Consider the following 17,875-nt stretch of genomic DNA (forward strand, 5'->3'; position numbering starts at 1 on the left):
AGCCAAAGCCAAAAAACCACAGGCTTAACCGTGAGTGTATCAAATAGTCTAGTTGACCATGTACAGGGTATCAGAAGTGTGGTAAAATCTGGCGAAACCACCAACTCAGACCAAATGAAAGTCATGGCTGGGGTGGCAGCGGTTGCTAAAACCCGGACGCTAAGACACAGTGTACAGCAAAGTACCAAAGACTTTAATGACCCAAGCAAACATGCCCCAGATGGCACCAAGCTTGATGGTCAAAAAGACACGGCTGACAAATTGGGCAGTATTGGCAACACCCGTATTCAAGCAACTATCGGCAGTCAATCAAGCAAAAGCACCCAAGACAGTTTATCAGGCAAAAACGAAGCCTCACAAATCAATGCCAACAACGCCATCTTTAACATTCAAGGGGCAAGTAAAGATAGTGACTTAACCTTTATTGGCAGTGACTTAAATCTTAAAGGTGACCGCTACAACAACGTAGAAGGCGATGTTATTGAACAAGCGCCACTGGCACTGGGTATGACCGTAGTACCAACAAATCAAGCGGCTATGGGATTGGGGTGTATGCTGATACCAAAGGCAGTGCAGGGATTAGTGCCAATGCCAATATGGCAAAAGCTTATGGTAATGGCGAAACTACCACCAATGCCAACAGCCATATCAATGTGGCAGGTACCACTTACCAAAACGTGGGTGGTGACTATGTCGTAGATGGGGCAGTGGAAAAAGGCAACCGTATGACGGGTCATATTGGTGGGGCAATTAAAGCCACCAGCCGTCAGGATACCGCTACATATGATGGTAAACAGACCAATGCTGGGTTTAGTGCAGATATTGATTTAGTCAAACAAGGAGCAGGGAGCAGTTTATCTATCAATGGCGGTCGTACTCGAGCAAACGCCGATTATGCAGCGGTGACTGAGCAGACAGGCTTACAGTATCAATCATCCGATGTGGTGGTAGAGGGTAAGAGTACGTTTAAGGGGGCGTACTTTACGACGGCAACGCCTGAGGCTAATAAAACCCAGTTTAAAGGTGGGTTAGAAGTTAGTGATATTGAGAACCATTCGGAGTATAAGGCGGATGGGATTAATGCTGGTTTGTCGGCTGAAACAGGTCAAAAACCTAAAATCAGTGGGGTCGGTTATGGTAAAGATGGTGACAGCCAAACCAGTACGACGTATGGTGCGGTGACTGGGGTTGCTGGTAAGTCGGATGTGACGACTGCCAATGTGGGTAGCCTTAATGAGGTTCTACAAAATAACTTTGATAAGGATAGGGTGAATGAGCAGATTAATGCTCAGGTTCAGATTAGCCAAGAATATGGTAAAGGAATTCCAAAAGCGATTGGGGATTATGCCAGTAATAAACAACTTGAGCTAATTAACCAAGGTAATATTGAAGAAGCTAAAAAATGGGGTGAAGGTGGTATTTATCGTGTGGCACTTCATACTTTATCAAGTGCTTTAGCTACAGGTTCGATTGAAGGAGCGGTCGCAGGTAGTGGCACAGCCATTGTTGTTCCTAAAGTTGATGAGTATTTAAAACAACAAGGTTATGATGAAGCAACTAGAGAAGCTGTTTTAGTTGGATTATCCGCTGGTATTGGTGGAGCTGTGGGTGATACTGCAAGTACTGCTAACAATGTTGGGCAGGTTGAGTGGAATTATTTGACGCATCGGCAACTGCAGGAAAAAATCTCGTGTGTTGGTACAAAGAAAGATTGTGCAGCCCATGTGGCTAAATATGATGAAATTTCTAGACAGCAAGATGAGCAACTAAAAAACATTTGCTCAAGCAATCCAAATAGCACCAGTTGTCATCTCATGATGCAAGACGCCTTGGAATATGTGGGAAAAAACAGAAGTCATTATGGAAAAGCAAGCGACATTAGAACATCTACTCAGAATGTTTTATCAGTTGCTAATTCTAGTGGCTATCATACCATCAACACTCTAAACGAACGAGCAAACTACTTTGGAGCTATGTATGGTTATACAGATCAGCCTTGGTTTAGGGTGGCGGAAAGTGAATCAAGAAGCTTTTTAAGCCTTAAGGGAGCGGATAAGTCTTTTTATTCAGATTGGATTGCAGAAGCTGGAGGGGTTATTATGCGAAATGGTAGGTCGGAATTTCAATATATTTATAATAATCATGTGGGGCAAAGTAACAGCTGGAGCTATGGGAGACTTGTAAATGAACAGCACGACCGAGAATTGCAAGCGGTACATGAGAGACATTATAATTCTTGGAAAAAGGCAAGTAAGTTTTTCGTGGATTCAGCTATAAAACTCAGAAGGCGGTCCAAATCTGGCGATTTTTGAATCCAAACCACAGAGTTGATGTTGGTTGTGAGGGCATGAAAGAAGTTAAGGAATGTCAATAATGGATATGGGATATAAGCTTTTTGCCATAACTATGATTTTAAATTTTGTTTTCCTGATAACTTTTGGAGCATTAAGCTTTTTTCTATATATCTATTTATTGGCGAAAATTATTTCTCGTGGCATGAATAAAGCTCTTTTAGAAAAATATATCAGAATATTTTCGTTTTTTAGTATATTTCCATCAATAACTTTGATTGGCATATTAATTCTTTCTGTATTCAATGTATATGCATTGGTGGTTTTTGTTTCATTTATTGAAAGCGGCTTTCCGCTAGTTGCACTTATGATAGCATGGATAATGCCACCAATTTTTTTAATAATTAAACCATTGATATCAAAAAGACCGTATTTTTATAAGTTTTTTATCACTTGGTACGGATTAATTTCACTATTTTTATATTGCTCTATTTACACATTTATATTACCATGAGTTATCTTATAAATGGATTTAAAGTAATGCAAATAAATATATTAATTTTAAAGTTAGGCTTAAAGATATGACTGAGGTGCAAGGATGTCAAGAATAATAGATGTAATCACCTTGTTATTACTGGTTATTAATTTTTATTATATGATAAGTTTGGGTATTTTTGGATTTTTTTTGTATCTAAAATTACTTATTGATATTTTTTTAAAAAAAATAGATAAAATTAATCAAAGAAAATTGATTAACGTACTTTCATGTATAAGTTGTAAGAACCTCAAGCGTTATTTACACTTTGTTTAAAATAAAACTCCAACCACTCATAAGGAGTAAAGGTTTGAGTTTTGCCAGTAATATCATCTTTTTTAGTTAAAGATGAATGGGGTTTAACGGTATTATAGAAATTAAGAAATCTTGTTAATTCTTGCTTTCTATGTTCACTACCTGTAAATTCACATTGTTCATGCCACATTTCCATGAGCGTACGTATTACTCGTTCTGCTTTACCATTGGTTTGTGGTTTGGCAACTTTGGTGAATTTCTGATTGATGTTGTTATCATAACAGGCTTTGACAAATTCATGGTCTTTTGTGCCTTTATATTCTGTGCCATTGTCAGAATAAATCACCTCAATCGTATAAGGGCAAGGTTTAATAACTTGTTCTGTCAGAAACTTAGCCGCACTAAAAGCTGTTTTGTCTGGCATAATACAAGCATACAGTTCACGAGAATAATCATCAATGGCAACAAACAGATATTCTCTAGGGCTGTTGCTATTTTGTCCTTTGAGCAGTGGTAGGCGTTTTGTATCTACGTGTACCATCTCACCAGGATAGGATTTATTATAACGCTTGGCTTGTTTTTTGAGTTTGTCTTGTATACTCTTTTCAACTTTAGCTAAGCGTTTAATGCCAAATTTCGCTTGTTTAAAGCGATTATTGACACTGGTTTGTGGTTTTAGTAACTTCACTCTGGCAAGTTTCAATACCTTGTAGATTGTTGGTCTTGATACTTTGTATTCTTCAGCAAGTGATGTTACGCTTTGTTTGTTTTGATGATAGGCTATCCAAATAGCTTCTCTTTCAAACGGTAGCAGTCTGGTGTTTTTATGTATGTTCATTTGCAGTATTTTATCCTAAATACTGTAAATAACGCTAGGATATCTTACACCTTATACGATTGAGGTGATTTATTCTGACAATGGCACAGAATATAAAGGCACAAAAGACCATGAATTTGTCAAAGCCTGTTATAATAACAACATCAATCAGAAATTCACCAAAGTTGCCAAACCACAAACCAATGGTAAAGCAGAACGAGTAATACGTACGCTCATGGAGATGTGGCATGAACAATGTGAATTTACAGGTAGTGAACATAGAAAGCAAGAATTAACAAGATTTCTTAATTTCTATAATACCGTTAAACCCCATTCATCTTTAACTAAAAAAGATGATATTACTGGCAAAACTCAAACCTTTACTCCTTATGAGTGGTTGGGGTTTTATTTTAAACAAAGTGTAAATAACGCTTGAGGTTCTTACATCTTACCCTCTACCACCACATCGGATGATTGATACTGTAAGCCTGTCTGCTCAGTCACCGCTGCATAATCGGCGTTTGCTCGAGTACGACCGCCATTGATAGATAAACTGCTCCCTGCTCCTTGTTTGACTAAATCAATATCTGCACTAAACCCAGCATTGGTCTGTTTACCATCATATGTAGCGGTATCCTGACGGCTGGTGGCTTTAATTGCCCCACCAATATGACCCGTCATACGGTTGCCTTTTTCCACTGCCCCATCTACGACATAGTCACCACCCACGTTTTGGTAAGTGGTACCTGCCACATTGATATGGCTGTTGGCATTGGTGGTAGTTTCGCCATTACCATAAGCTTTTGCCATATTGGCATTGGCACTAATCCCTGCACTGCCTTTGGTATCAGCATACACCCCAATCCCATAGCCGCTTGATTTGTTGGTACTACGGTCATACCCAGTGCCAGTGGCAGCTTGTTCAATAACATCGCCTTCTACGTTGTTGTAGCGGTCACCTTTAAGATTTAAGTCACTGCCAATAAAGGTTAAGTCACTATCTTTACTTGCCCCTTGAATATTAAAGATGGCGTTGTTGGCATTGATTTGTGAGGCTTCGTTTTTGCCTGATAAACTGTCTTGGGTGCTTTTGCTTGATTGACGATGGGTAAGGTGCCTGGAACGCACCCTACAGAACTAATTTAACAACAATAAAACTTTGTTTATCATTAAAGCTGAATTTGTTCCCAGTCTATTTTATCATCAGTTACCCATTCAATTCTTGGAGAAGGAATTAATGGATTGTCTAGAAAGTCTTGAACAGCTAGCCAAGCTTGTTCATTGGAGACATAAGTTCCTTTTGGCATAATCATCTCATCAGAGTTTTCAAAGAAATTGTTCAATAAATCTTTTTCTCCTAAAGAGTAACAATTCACATTGGGTGAACCGTAAATCAAATTAAACCCATACTCTATATCCTCAGAAACAGCTAAAGTGTATTTAATTCCTGAATCATCTATGAATACAAAGGATGCACCATTTTCCCAGTCAGAATGTCTATAATTTTTGAAATATTTCTCAAAAATATCTTTGTTTGGTTCATGAATATTGTAAGGTATATCAAGAAAAATAATATTGAATTTTGACATGATAAAATTCCTATAAGTTTTTAAGCATGATTTAAATAACCTGAATTCGACATAAGAAAAAACTAAAAAAAGAAGCCCAATATGTTAAAGTAAATTCACCACAAACAACCCTAACAAGGACTTCTTACATGGACAACCTCGAAGCACTATACTGCCACATAGACGACTATTGCAAAACATACACAAACGAACAACAGAAGAAAATGCTAACCCAAAAGAGCAAAAGCAGTAAAAAAACACGAAACAAACCATGCCGTATTAGTTTATCAGAAATCATCACCATATTGGTAGTATTTCACCAAATAAAATACAGAGAATTTAAAGCCTTCGGCAGTGTTCAAAAAACTGTGTCAATTCTGTAAACTAACAAAAAAACAGGAAAGACACCATGCAAAACTTTGACTTTAACGAAGCCTTAAAAGCAATCCAATCAGGCAAACCCATCACAGGCAGTGATGGGGTACTTGCCCAGCTCATCAAACAACTCACTGAAGCTGCCTTATCAGCCGAAATCGACAGCTACTTAGAGCAGAATCCTAGTAAAAACCGCCATAACGGTTATAGTAAAAAGACTATCAAATCCACAGTCGGTAGCTTTGAGCTAGAAACAGAGTTTTGAACGCCCTATGCTTTTATCTGCAAACTCTTTTGAATGATTAATTATAAAGTGCCTAAAATCGCTAACATCAAGAGCATTATGACTTCTATAGCTGTCAGTATAAACAATGCTGTCAGGCTTGATTTTACTTGTGATAATGGGCATTAACGTGGTTTGTTTAGTGTCTTTGACAACTACGGTATAAACTTTACCATTACGTTTTAAAAGACCAAAGACAGCAGTCTTTCCACTTGCACCACGACCACGCTTACCTTTACGAATACCACCGAAATAGCTTTCATCAAGCTCTATTTTACCGTCAAAGGTTTAGTGAGCTTCAAGGCTAAGGTTGTATTCTATCACAAGTCTTATTTTATGGTAAAAATAAGGCTGCTGTATTATGTTGAATTTGCAATAAATCTGAGGCTGTTCTGGCAGTAACTTCGGCAACAAAAAATTCAAGTGGTTTTTTCTGTGCTTTTTTACTTAATTTACAATGTGTTAGCTTCATATTTCTAGTATGACATGATAGCTAATCTAGTACAGCCCCATATTGTAACATAATGATAATAAAATGTAATGATATAACATATCATTTATGTAAATACAACCCTGCTATTTTTACTTAAAATTTGACATTAATACCTAAGCTAAAATTTCTGCCCATTTGTGGAATATAGGGCAAAAATGTTTCGTGAGCGTACACTTTTTCATCAAGCAGATTATTGGCTTTAAAGAAAATCGAATAATCGGCATTGCCTAAAAAGTTTTTGTAGTCAATCCCCATGTTTAACAGGTTATTGCCTTTGGTAATCCCTTCAAATTTGGATACCCTTTCTTGGTCAAAAGTATGCACAAACTCAAGACTTCCCGACCATTTTTCATCAAAATCGGCTTGCACTTTTGCACCAAGTCGCATTGGTGGTAGGCGTGGCGTGTAGCGGTCTTCTTGTTTGCCGTAGGTTTTCACTTCTGGGTCAAACCAGCCCGCAGGTTTATAATCCACCACAATATCAGGCATATCATGCAATCGCCCTTTGACATAGTCGCCAAAAATAGAGGCATAATAAATCGGTGAAAATTGGTAGCCGATACTGACTTCCGCACCATAAAATTTGGCAGGGCTTTGGTCGTAACGGTTAATCCGTAGCTGGCGAACGTGCTGAATGCGTGCCGTGCCGAGATATTCGTTAATCGATTGTAGGTAAATATAGTTGTCAAAATCGTACAAATAGCCCGAAACTTTGTAGTCTAATTTATCACCTTGATAAGCCAATGTTAATTCATAATTGTTGGATTTTTCCTTTTGCAAATGCCGATTGCCAATTTCAAAAGAATTGGTCGCTAAGTGCATACCGTGTGTGTAAAGCTCTTGCGAATTGGGCAAACGTTCTTGATGAGACACATTTAACGATAAAGTATAGTCAGGCAAAAACTGATAATTCAATCCCAATGCGTAAGAATGGGCAGTTTTTTCATTCGGTTTCGTCGCATCTAGGGCGTAAGTAATGGCGTTTTCTAGTTTTTCACCTTTGAGCCAGCTACTTTGACGCATTCTGTTTTCGATATAATCTTTGTCAAAATCCATTGCCACTTTTTGTTTTTCTAAACGTGTGCCAAGTTCCACCGATAGTTTGTCAAAATCATATTTACCCATCGCAAAAATGCTTTGGTTGGTTAAATCATTTTTTGTCAAAACTTGTTGATTTCGCCATTGAGTAACAGGAGATTCAGCACTATTATCCTGCTGTAAATATTGCAATCCCCACAACATTTTTAAACGCTCTGTCGGCTCGTGGGTCAATTCCAAACGGGCAACTTTGCCTTTATTTTTAAAAGATGTGCTGACAATATTGCCTTCTTTTTCATCATGTTGATAATCGACATAGCCGACATTACCACGCACTTTACTAATCCATGATGTTGGGTTTTGCCATTCGCCACGCAAATCATAACGTTTGGTCACCAAGTCAATAAAAGGCGGTGCATGGTCGTGTTTATCTTGAATACCATGACTTTCACTATTACCGTGAGCGTGTTCACAATCTGGACGTGGGTTGATATAATTAACATCGGATTCATCAATCAGTTGCGGATATTTTTGCAAATACGGACGATAGCGAAAACTGTCAAAAATCGAAATAACCGAACAACCTTCGTACAAATGATTATGAGCTGGCAATCCATATTTGTCCTTGCGTTCGCTTACCGCCACGCCAATGTAGCCTTTATCACCTACCCATGATAAACCCACGCTACCTGCTTTGGATTTTGCCCAACTCTCTGGCAAATAGTCAAAATTATAAGTTTTTGTCCGCCAAATCTTTATCCAAACTAGCCTTTTGTTTGAGATAACCAGCTTCATCAGTGATAAAATATGTGCGTTCAGAAAAAGGCAATCTAACACCCTTTTGAATCGCTTGCCATTCTTTTTCCAATGCTTGCAAAAGCTCTGGGGCTTTGACATAATTGTCAAGTTCGTCCCCTGTGTCAAAATCCATATAACCGTAATTGGGTGTTTGATAATTATTGGCATCTTTATGCAGACCTTCTGCATGGAACACCATATGTTTGCCCAACTGTGCGGTTAATGAACCCGTTTCCAACTTTTCATCGTTGCCTGTGTTATAGCGGATACCCACTTCACTTTCAATCGGTTTTTTTGGTAATTGGCTAGGGATTTTATTATCAATGACGTTTACCGCCCCTGCCGAATTGCCCGATTTATACAGCAATGTACTCACGCCACGTACCATTTCAATCTGTTTAGCAAGCGTGGTATCCACCATTACCGCATGGTCAGGCGACAAATGAGCCATGTCAATCACATCAGCATTATTTTGTAAAATGGTAATGCGTTTGCCTTCCTGCCCACGAATAATCGGGCTTGACGCACCACCACCAAACTGATTGGAATGAATGCCCAACTCACCGTCCAACGCATCACCCAATGTGGTGGCACGGGTTTTTAGCGTATCTTTTTTGATAAGCAAATCACTGCCCTTTTGTTTGCTATCCAACAATGATGTGTTCATTTTGGTAGCAGAGCCCTGAATCACTATCGTATCAAGCACGGTCTCTGGTACTGGCGATAACACGCTGGCATCATCAGCAAAAACGGACATGGTATAACTAGAAAATACAGCTAAAACTGCCAAATGAAGTGAATTTTTTAGCATAAAACAACCCAATTTTAACAAAAGAAATATTATAACATAATACAAGTATTATGTTATAATATAACGTTTATTTTTTCAGATAATAAAACCAATCCATCATTTTAAAAAATCAAATAAAATGATGAAAAACTTCTCTGCACACGATAAAAATTACTTAAAACAAAGTTGATTTTGGTAGTGTTCAAAAAACTGTGTCAATTCTGTAAACTAACAAAAAAACAGGAAAGACACCATGCAAAACTTTGACTTTAACAAAGCCCTAAAAGCCATCCAATCAGGCAAACCCATCACAGGCAGTGATGGGGTACTTGCCCCGCTCATCAAACAACTCACTGAAGCTGCCTTAATGGCATGAGCTATGGAGCAATCACGACCACTTGATAGTGTTTATCCCTTTGTTTGGCTCGATGCTATTCACTACAAGGTCAAAGACGAAGGACGCTATGTCAATAAAGCGGTTTACACGCTTCTAGCACTTAATACCGAAGGTAAAAAAGAACTCATCGGTCTATACTGCTTTGAGAGTGAAGGAGCAAACTACTGGCTATCGGTACTCACTGATTTACACAATCGTGGCGTACAAGATATTCTCATTGCTTGCGTTGATGGCTTAAAAGGCTTTCCTGAGGCGATACAGGCTGTCTTTCCTAATACAGAGGTGCAATTGTGTGTGATTCATCAAATTCGCAATAGTCTGCGTTATGTGGCAAGTCGTGACCAAAAAGCCTTTATGCGTGATTTAAAGCCTGTGTATAAGGCGGTAAACGAAACAAGCTTGCTAAAATTACTGTATGTTGGTATGCTAAATGCGTCAGAGAAATGGACGATGCCAATTAATAATTGGGGTCAATCAATGATGCAGTTGTCTATCCATTTCTCTGGTCGTTTAGATGCTGTGATGAAACTATAATTTAACGGATACAGGGTTTTGAATGCTCTCCATTAGCAATCAAGTCACTGCGTGTAGATAATTCTCTTTCTTTTAAAAATTTATGAATTTCATCAGGTATTTCTTCATCTTCTAAAAATTCATAAAAGGTTAAGACAACTTCTTCAGGCATATACTGTTTCTCACGCAATAAACACATCGTCTTTAACCAATAAACAGCATCATCAGGACGACCTTTCATGTAAACGTGTTTAAGTTCTTTGCCCAATACTTGCATGCAGGTTTTATTTAACTTTTCTTTATCAAATTCACCATATGCAAAATGGCGTAAGATAGCATACATCAAAGTCACCAAACCTGTTTTTGATGTGAGTTTGACTGGTTTATTGCCTTTAAAATGCTCATAAACTGCTATGCCTTGTTGGTATTCTTTGGCAAATAAACAGCGTTGTAAATAGGTATAAAATAATTGGCGATCCAATCCCTTACAGACTGAATAATCGATTGGATTTCGTTGTTCAAAAACCATAGATTGGTTTGAGCCAAACATTCTTTCCAAATGTCTATATTATCCTGACCTGTATATAACCATATTGCTCCTGCATAAGCTTCATATATCAAACAAACATGACTAGGTCGCCAACTAACTTCAATTTTTAGTTCAATTGCTTTTTCACACAGCCTAATAATTCTAGGTAAAAACTGCTCAAATAGAGACTTTTCACCAAGCATATAACTATAATAGCAATTGCGTAAACTTCCACTGGCAATACCACCATGCATTACATTGATTGCTGACTCATCTCTGGAAGACTCGTGATAATAGAAAAATCCACCTTTCCCAGAATTTTTAACATCTTTTAAAAGGCTTTCTTTAATTGTTTCCATATGTCACCTTATTTTACTTTTTGACCATTTTCATACTTTTGTATTACCATTTTTCCATCAAGCCCACCACTACCCACTGTTCGGGTTTCAAAATTACCAGCATCAACATCTTCTATTAATTTTGTTTTTTGTTCAGCAGGTAAATTAGAATTTTGAATAACTCTTATGGCTTCTTGTTTTGCATTTTCCCAAGCTCCACTAGAATCACCAGATGCAGTTTTAGCGTTTATATCGAAGGTGGGAGAAATTTCTAACGTCCCATCATCACTACGGAATTTATTATCCCATAAAACTACTGTTTCAGATTTAGGGTCAATTGAGATAACATCACTGCCATGTGTTCCAGGTTTATCGCCCCATTTAAGGACTACAAAACCCTCATTAGCAACTTTGTTAGCAAGATCAATTTCATGAACAAATCCATTTATCTGAGAATTTAAAATACTGTCAGAGCTGCCTGGTTTAGCATTGATTTGCGAAGGCTTAAAATCCCATCCTACTATAGGATCTGGAAGTGTAGGATGTAATGTCCTACTATTGTACAGTCTACTACTTCGATCTGTGATTAGATACTCAGGCGTAACCCCTTCAGCTTTTATTGCTGATTTTGGCGGATGTAATGGGTCTTTAACGAATACATGATTATCATTCTGAGCTGGTCTATTGGTAGCACGATGGATATTAGGCTCATTCTCATTAAGAATTTTACCATCAGCATCAACTTCAAAATATTTAGCTTTACCGCCTGTTGCACTCCACTCGGGATTTTCGATGACATTAACAGTCCTACCACGGTCTTCAAAGGTATTTTTCTTTAGACACGAAAAAGCAGTCTAAAAATACCTAACTAAATCCCTTAGCGTACTATCTTTTCCGTTCGATATGCTGAACTGTATAACTAATAAAATTCACTCTTGGGTTTTCCTGACGTACCTGTGCCTTTATGCTTTATACGTTCCAACCATAAATCTTTTGGGATTCCTAATTTCTTAGACTCATCCTCTGTTAAGTCGCTAATTCCTCTCATAATTAAATGAGACCATCTATCATCTTCTGGGATATAGGCAACATTCATATTAAAATTGCCATTATTTGTGAGAGTGGCTTGATAATGATTCCAATCACCTTTTGCTGAATCATAAGAATCTTCAATAATTTTTTTTAAAATATTACGAGTTTCCCTCAGATTAATATTTTCAAATAATGAGCTATTTTCGTTATTTTTATCTTCAAAGTATAAACTACAGGTACTGAAATCGGAATATATAAATCCCTCAAAATAACAAGCTTTAGCTTCATGCGGAAAAATATCTTTTAATATATTTTTAACCTCTACAAAGTCATATAAGTTTTTCATAATTTCAACCTCACTTACCAGTGGCTGTGTTTGCCAATTCAAATTCTCTTTCGACTTTTCCAATTCTCTCAGTAATAATAAACTTGTATGGTCTTTTACTATTTCCACTATAGACAGGTTCAATTTTAACTTTCACATTTCTTCCAGCTTCTAAGTTACTTCTCCAAGTATTCTCTAAATCATACCAACCTCCATTTTTGCGATTCAATACTCTATTCATTGGAACAACATTTATTTGTTCCCCCATTCCTCTAAACATAGACGCAATCAAATGTCCGCCGTCATCATCAGCAAGCCTATCAGTTCCTCCAGCTTTTTTTTGCTCGTACAGATTACGGTGAGGATCAGCCCATTCTGTATCTAGTTTTAAATCTGCTTCAACTGAATGAACTCGTGAGTATGCATCAGTTTGATATTTGTAACCATCTGGTGTGTAGTAAGTTTGATTTGGTTGTGGTTTTTTGCCCTCGGGATTCCATGAATTCCCCTTTTCACCTGGCGTAAGCGTTTTTGAGCCATCTTCATTTAAAGTGATATCAGGTTTCTTACTATCTATAATTTGAACTTTAGGATTTTTTACGCCTGTAATTTTTACTTCAACAAACTTTGGAGCATTCGGATTGGTAACAAGGTCTGGATTATCAATGATTGCTTTTCTTTCCATGAAGGTATTGCCTTTGGAATCAATCCCAGTTTTATAGTCTGCAAAAGTAACATTATGACCATCAATTTTTTTAGTTTCAGGGTTTTCTCCTACATCTAAGAAGCAATTTTTATTATGAACCCAGACCCCATCAAGACCGCCAATTCCTTTAACAAAGAAAGTATGGTCAGTATTAACCTCCAAGTTATAACTGTTTAATGGCGTTTTAACAGTATACACTTCTGAAATAACTTGCCACTCACCATTTGAGCCAAGCACTTTATAACCTTTCTTCAAATCACCTGCATTAATCCAATAAGCATTTTTAATATCACCATGATATTCTTTGCCAATAGATGGTTTTGCAGGATTGATATCATTTCCATAACTTGAAAAGTACGGATGTAAGCTATCTGATACAATCTGCTGACTATGTCCATGACTATCAGTGATAGTAACGTAAGTCGTATCAGGGTCAATACTGTTCATGGTATGAAGAACTTTTTGATATCCCATGAGTCCAGTTTTTTCATTTTTTGACCAAACCATATCACCAATTTGAATTTCATTAATCGACTTATAGCCGTTAATGGTACGGACTTCCATATCACCACGGAAGGAGCAGTTTGTTTCTCTTGTCAGATTATTATGATTAGTAGATACTTCCTGCTGTGAAACTCTATTATTTTCTTCAGCTTTTTCTTCTGAGCGACTATCTCAGCGACTTTTTTCAGTCCGCCTTAGCTTTATCCGTCGCTTCCTTAGTAATTTGATTGCCAACAATTTTACCAGTTGAACCTATTACCTTAGCCGCACCAGTAGCAGTTGTAATTACCTCTGCAGCTTGAATACCTAGTAACGCTTTTTGTCCCCCAGAAACATCTTGACCATAAATTTTATTTAGATTACCTTGTGATAAAGATGCTAGACCTTGACCAAAAGCATTGCTTTTATCTTTTACTGTGTCAACTGTAGAATCTTTTGCATCATTGGCACATTTACTAATATTCCCTGCACATTCTTTCGCTGAATTCCACAAGCCTTTTGCAGTATCTGAAGCCACAGTTCCAGCATCCTTTGCAATCTGCGATGCAGAATGACTTTGCCAGTATTTTTTTACGTCACTTGCTGTATTATTAGCTACTTGATTTAGTCCTTGAATTATATTGGAATTTTGCTTAGAAATCAAATTTCTATTGTTAAAGGCTTGGTCAGTGTCTAGAGCGTATTCTTCTGGTCTTATAAAATCGCTATTTACTGCTGTGAAAAATTTTTGTTTCCCACCTAACTCATTTGTGAAATAACCATTAGAACTTGCCAAAAAGTTGGCAGCTGCAGTGTCTGTACCTTTAGGAAGAGCTAACATCCATAGCAGATCAGTTTGCCGAGCTGCTTCTTGTGCCAAACGTTTTTCAGCTTCTACATCTGAAATACCCATTTTTAATGCGAAATCATGAGTATTCTTAGTTATCCATGCTCTTTCAGAAGGATGTAATTGTCTATTATTCGCATCCATGTTAACCGCAGTTGCTATACTATTAGTACCAAGACCAGCCGAATTACTGACCCCAGCAATAGTTGCACTCGACAATCCACTTGCTAGACCTTGAGCCACCGTTGGATTCATACCTTGCTCAATTAGTTTTTCTGTAAATTTACTTTCCAACTCATTAATTTTAGGAGCGGCAGCGTACCACTCCGCCACTAAAGGCAAGACCTTGCAAAGAACCAGAACCCAAAGCCCCAGCAGCTGTATGAGCCATCACACGATAAGCACCGCCTTCTTTCCAATTATTATAATCTTGCTCATGTGCTTGCTTGAACGCTTCAACTTTTTGTAGATCCTCTAAAATTAACTGTCGTTGTACAGGGTCAGTAGTAGAGTTAAGTTTATCATTTAACTGCCCTTCAACCATTTGAGCATATTCATAGCGTTTGGTTTTTTCTTTAGCATAATCCCCAATTACTTTCGGAATTTCCTTACCATACTCTTGAGTAATCTGCACCTGAGCACCAATCTCAGCATTGACCTTGTCTTTATCAAAGTTATTCGCTAACGACTTATTCAAAGTTTCGACATTAGCGATCGTCACCTCTGACTTACCAGCAACCCCAGTCACCGCACCATACGTCGTACTGGCTTGGCTGTCACCATCTTTACCATAACCTACACCACTGACTTTGGGTTTTTGACCTGTTTCAGCCGACAAACCAGCATTAATCCCATCCGCCTTATACTGGCTATGGTTCTCAATATCACTAACTTCCAACCCACCCCTAAACTGGGTTTTATTAGCCTCAGGCGTTGCCGTCGTAAAGTACGCCCCTTTAAACGTACTCTTACCCTCTACCACCACATCGGATGATTGATACTGTAAGCCTGTCTGCTCAGTCACCGCTGCATAATCGGCGTTTGCTCGAGTACGACCGCCATTGACAGATAAACTCCTCCCTGCTCCTTGTTTGACTAAATCAATATCTGCACTAAACCCAGCATTGGTCTGTTTACCATCATATGTAGCGGTATCCTGACGGCTGGTGGCTTTAATTGCCCCACCAATATGACCCGTCATACGGTTGCCTTTTTCCACTGCCCCATCTACGACATAGTCACCACCCACGTTTTGGTAAGTGGTACCTGCCACATTGATATGGCTGTTGGCGTTTCACCATTACCATAACCTTTTGCCATATTGGCATTGGCACTAATCCCTGCACTGCCTTTGGTGTCAATATATACCCCAATGCCATAACTGCTTGATTTATTGGTACTACGGTCATACCCAGTGCCTGTGGCAGCTTGTTCTATTACATCGCCTTCTACGTTGTTGTAGCGGTCACCTTTAAGATTTAAGTCACTGCCTGTCAATACAACATCGCTGTCTTCGCTTTTGCCTTGGATATTCAATACAAGGTTATTGGCATTGATTTGTGAAATTCAATACTCGATAAAATTCCTTAGCGTGCTATATGGTCCGAATTCTGTGCTGACCCCTTATTGTATATTATGATTCGAGTTTTATACTAACCCTTATTTAAATTCTGATTAAGCAAATTCAAATTATAAAGACCATATTCTATTATATTAGGTATAGTTTGCTTTACAATAAGCCAACCCTCGACCAGTGAAGTTATGGAATTCACAAGTGTTAAAAATTTTACTATTTTCACTTTATCGTCAATCTCAATAACTCTCTCAGAAGTCTGTGGTTTATAACTAAATCCTAAAACTTCCCATCGACTAGATATTTCATCTAAATCCAAATTAAATACATTAAAATCTTCTAAATAAATATTTGGTGGATCAACATCGTCAAATTCTAGTTTTTCCAAAAGAAAAGTATCTCCTTGGTTTCTAATTTTAACTATATCGAAATGTATTATATCCTCATCATCACTAATAATTTCATTTGAAACGTTGAAGAATTCCTCTGCACACGACAAAAAAACAAAAAAGTCTGATAAAACAATGGCATAATAGTAATTTTTCCGACGAATTAAAACCATGCCAAACCTTATCAGACTAGAAAGAATTTTATCGCAAAACCTAACAATACACAAGGCAAAAATCAACTGCTTAAGTCTAATGATAATAGCCATCATTACCGCCCAAAGCAGTAACCTAAAAAGATAGCCAGACACTTTACCAACAGCACAACAAATGACAGCAACTACCGAAGAATACAACGCTTTTTCGCCCAAACACCCCTAAATGAACACCAAATAGCACGCCTTATCTTTCAACTATTTGGACTAAACAAAGTCACACTCACCATTGACCGTACCAACTGGAAATGGGGAAAAAGCAACATCAACATCTTCATGTTAGCTGTTGTACACAAAGGCATTGCCATACCCTTATACTGGACAATGCTAGACAAACAAGGCAACTCAAAAACACTAGAGAGAACACAACTCATTGAAAAATTCATTCACACCTTTGGTAAAGATAAAATACAAAAAGTATTAGCCGATAGAGAATTTGTGGGTTCTGCATGGTTCGACTGGCTAACAAAACAAAATATTAAATTTGCCATACGCATTAAAAAAGACAGTAAAGTGACCAATACACAAGGACAAAGCGTACAAATTAAAACACTATTTCATAATTTAAACCAGCAAGATACTTATCACCATGCTAGAACACTCTTTGTTGATAAGTGTCCTGTCAAGGTATCGGCAAAGCTTGATAGTGATAATGATTATGTGATTGTGGCTACCAATGATTTTGATGATATTGACCCTATGGCAACTTATGCGATGCGTTGGCAGATTGAAACGCTGTTTTCTTGTTTAAAGGGGCGTGGTTTTAATCTTGAGGATACGCATTTGACTAAACAAGACAGAGTGAGTAAATTGGTTGCGGTAAATGCGTTAGCCTTTTGTTGGGCTTATTTGACTGGCTTGGCGGTCATTGATGATAAGCCTAGTCATTATAAACGTTGCCTTAAGTCTAATGGTCGTCCTCAGTCAAGTGTTTTTGCTTTGGGGTTAGATTTTCTGATTGATGGATTTAGATGGTTTATTATGTGTGGTGATTTTGCTTTTTTTAATAGGTTGGTTGATTTTCTCAGTTTTAAAAGAAAATCAACTTTATTTTAGTAGTTTCTGTCGTGTGCAGAGGAAGAATTCATAATTATAATTTGATATACGATTAATTTGTGCTGATGTTAAGTTTCTAAATTTGATGGAATAATTTCTAAATCCAATTTTATAAAAGTCATAACCATGTCTACCGTATTTTTCCATTTTGGATAGTTACTATACCATCTTTTGCTTGTATATATATGGTTCTAAAATTAGTCGCTCTACCTAGTGCATTTTTAAAACCAGT

The 17,875-nt window shown here is 37.6% G+C and carries 18 protein-coding genes and 3 pseudogenes; 8 read left to right on the forward strand and 13 right to left on the reverse strand.

All coding sequences use genetic code 11. The features are described from left to right. Window positions 1-542: 542 nt before the first annotated feature. Window positions 543-2,312 (forward strand): hemagglutinin repeat-containing protein, encoded by a 1,770-nt coding sequence (locus ACGTJS_RS13105; RefSeq protein WP_410473288.1) that lies wholly within the window; start codon window positions 543-545, stop codon window positions 2,310-2,312. Between the two features lie 61 nt (window positions 2,313-2,373). Continuing rightward, complete coding sequence (locus ACGTJS_RS13110) at window positions 2,374-2,805, forward strand: hypothetical protein (protein WP_410472393.1); 432 nt, start codon at window positions 2,374-2,376, stop codon at window positions 2,803-2,805. A 271-nt stretch (window positions 2,806-3,076) separates the two neighbouring features. Here ACGTJS_RS13110 and ACGTJS_RS13115 read toward each other — a convergent pair whose 3' ends face one another. Beyond that, the gene (locus tag ACGTJS_RS13115) at window positions 3,077-3,919 is read right to left on the reverse strand and encodes an integrase core domain-containing protein (protein ID WP_410471877.1); all 843 of its coding nucleotides are present in this window, start codon (window positions 3,917-3,919) and stop codon (window positions 3,077-3,079) included. 64 nt (window positions 3,920-3,983) lie between these two features. Between ACGTJS_RS13115 and ACGTJS_RS13120 the strand changes: the two genes are divergently transcribed. Next, the gene (locus ACGTJS_RS13120) at window positions 3,984-4,334 is read left to right on the forward strand and encodes an integrase core domain-containing protein (RefSeq protein ID WP_410472394.1); all 351 of its coding nucleotides are present in this window, start codon (window positions 3,984-3,986) and stop codon (window positions 4,332-4,334) included. 5 nt (window positions 4,335-4,339) lie between these two features. Here ACGTJS_RS13120 and ACGTJS_RS13125 read toward each other — a convergent pair whose 3' ends face one another. Further along, a complete protein-coding gene (locus ACGTJS_RS13125) occupies window positions 4,340-5,026 on the reverse strand; it encodes a hemagglutinin repeat-containing protein (protein ID WP_410472395.1) in 687 nt (228 codons plus the stop codon). A 41-nt stretch (window positions 5,027-5,067) separates the two neighbouring features. Next, complete coding sequence (locus ACGTJS_RS13130; RefSeq protein ID WP_410472396.1) at window positions 5,068-5,487, reverse strand: hypothetical protein; 420 nt, start codon at window positions 5,485-5,487, stop codon at window positions 5,068-5,070. 388 nt (window positions 5,488-5,875) lie between these two features. On the opposite strand from ACGTJS_RS13130, the gene ACGTJS_RS13135 reads away from it, so the two are divergent. Then, window positions 5,876-6,106, forward strand: a complete 231-nt coding sequence (locus ACGTJS_RS13135; RefSeq protein ID WP_410472397.1) for a hypothetical protein — start codon at window positions 5,876-5,878, stop codon at window positions 6,104-6,106. 15 nt (window positions 6,107-6,121) lie between these two features. Here the strand turns inward: ACGTJS_RS13135 and ACGTJS_RS13140 are convergent. From ACGTJS_RS13140 to ACGTJS_RS13150, 3 genes and pseudogenes are all read right to left on the reverse strand, one after another. Beyond that, a pseudogene (locus ACGTJS_RS13140) lies at window positions 6,122-6,596 on the reverse strand (IS1595 family transposase); the annotation flags it as partial. Window positions 6,597-6,710: 114 nt separating this feature from the next. Beyond that, entirely contained in the window at window positions 6,711-8,375 is a 1,665-nt protein-coding gene (locus ACGTJS_RS13145; protein ID WP_410472398.1) for a TonB-dependent receptor, read from the reverse strand. A 10-nt stretch (window positions 8,376-8,385) separates the two neighbouring features. Next, complete coding sequence (locus tag ACGTJS_RS13150) at window positions 8,386-9,264, reverse strand: TonB-dependent receptor plug domain-containing protein (protein ID WP_410472399.1); 879 nt, start codon at window positions 9,262-9,264, stop codon at window positions 8,386-8,388. Window positions 9,265-9,496: 232 nt separating this feature from the next. Here ACGTJS_RS13150 and ACGTJS_RS13155 point away from each other — a divergent pair, with 232 nt between their 5' ends. Next, a complete protein-coding gene (locus tag ACGTJS_RS13155; RefSeq protein WP_410472400.1) occupies window positions 9,497-9,619 on the forward strand; it encodes a hypothetical protein in 123 nt (40 codons plus the stop codon). 9 nt (window positions 9,620-9,628) lie between these two features. After that, a pseudogene (locus ACGTJS_RS13160) lies at window positions 9,629-10,174 on the forward strand (transposase); the annotation flags it as partial. A gap of 1 nt (window position 10,175) precedes the next feature. Here ACGTJS_RS13160 and ACGTJS_RS13165 read toward each other — a convergent pair. The 7 genes and pseudogenes from ACGTJS_RS13165 to ACGTJS_RS13195 all read right to left on the reverse strand — a co-directional run bounded on the left by ACGTJS_RS13165 (window position 10,176) and on the right by ACGTJS_RS13195 (window position 16,548). Further along, complete coding sequence (locus ACGTJS_RS13165; RefSeq protein ID WP_410472401.1) at window positions 10,176-10,634, reverse strand: hypothetical protein; 459 nt, start codon at window positions 10,632-10,634, stop codon at window positions 10,176-10,178. Then, entirely contained in the window at window positions 10,565-11,041 is a 477-nt protein-coding gene (locus ACGTJS_RS13170) for a hypothetical protein (RefSeq protein ID WP_410472402.1), read from the reverse strand. The genes ACGTJS_RS13165 and ACGTJS_RS13170 overlap by 70 nt, the downstream gene beginning before the upstream one ends. 898 nt (window positions 11,042-11,939) lie before the next feature. Next, window positions 11,940-12,398 (reverse strand): hypothetical protein, encoded by a 459-nt coding sequence (locus ACGTJS_RS13175; protein WP_410472403.1) that lies wholly within the window; start codon window positions 12,396-12,398, stop codon window positions 11,940-11,942. Between the two features lie 10 nt (window positions 12,399-12,408). After that, window positions 12,409-13,647 (reverse strand): DNA/RNA non-specific endonuclease, encoded by a 1,239-nt coding sequence (locus tag ACGTJS_RS13180; protein WP_410472404.1) that lies wholly within the window; start codon window positions 13,645-13,647, stop codon window positions 12,409-12,411. A gap of 124 nt (window positions 13,648-13,771) precedes the next feature. Beyond that, window positions 13,772-14,755, reverse strand: a complete 984-nt coding sequence (locus ACGTJS_RS13185) for a hypothetical protein (RefSeq protein WP_410472405.1) — start codon at window positions 14,753-14,755, stop codon at window positions 13,772-13,774. Then, window positions 14,718-15,949: pseudogene (locus ACGTJS_RS13190) on the reverse strand (hemagglutinin repeat-containing protein). Before ACGTJS_RS13190 ends, ACGTJS_RS13185 begins: the two are co-directional and overlap by 38 nt. A 116-nt stretch (window positions 15,950-16,065) precedes the next feature. Further along, a complete protein-coding gene (locus tag ACGTJS_RS13195; protein WP_410472406.1) occupies window positions 16,066-16,548 on the reverse strand; it encodes a hypothetical protein in 483 nt (160 codons plus the stop codon). Here ACGTJS_RS13195 and ACGTJS_RS13200 point away from each other — a divergent pair. Together ACGTJS_RS13200 and ACGTJS_RS13205 are read left to right on the forward strand one after the other, a co-directional pair. Beyond that, the gene (locus ACGTJS_RS13200) at window positions 16,547-16,675 is read left to right on the forward strand and encodes a hypothetical protein (RefSeq protein WP_410472407.1); all 129 of its coding nucleotides are present in this window, start codon (window positions 16,547-16,549) and stop codon (window positions 16,673-16,675) included. The two genes, ACGTJS_RS13195 and ACGTJS_RS13200, sit on opposite strands and share 2 nt — an antisense overlap. A 47-nt stretch (window positions 16,676-16,722) precedes the next feature. After that, on the forward strand, window positions 16,723-17,643 hold the full coding sequence (locus ACGTJS_RS13205) for an IS4 family transposase (RefSeq protein WP_410473289.1): 921 nt from the start codon (window positions 16,723-16,725) through the stop codon (window positions 17,641-17,643). Window positions 17,644-17,875 lie beyond the last annotated feature (232 nt).

The organism is Faucicola mancuniensis, assembly GCF_046523945.1.
Lineage (GTDB): Bacteria > Pseudomonadota > Gammaproteobacteria > Pseudomonadales > Moraxellaceae > Faucicola > Faucicola mancuniensis.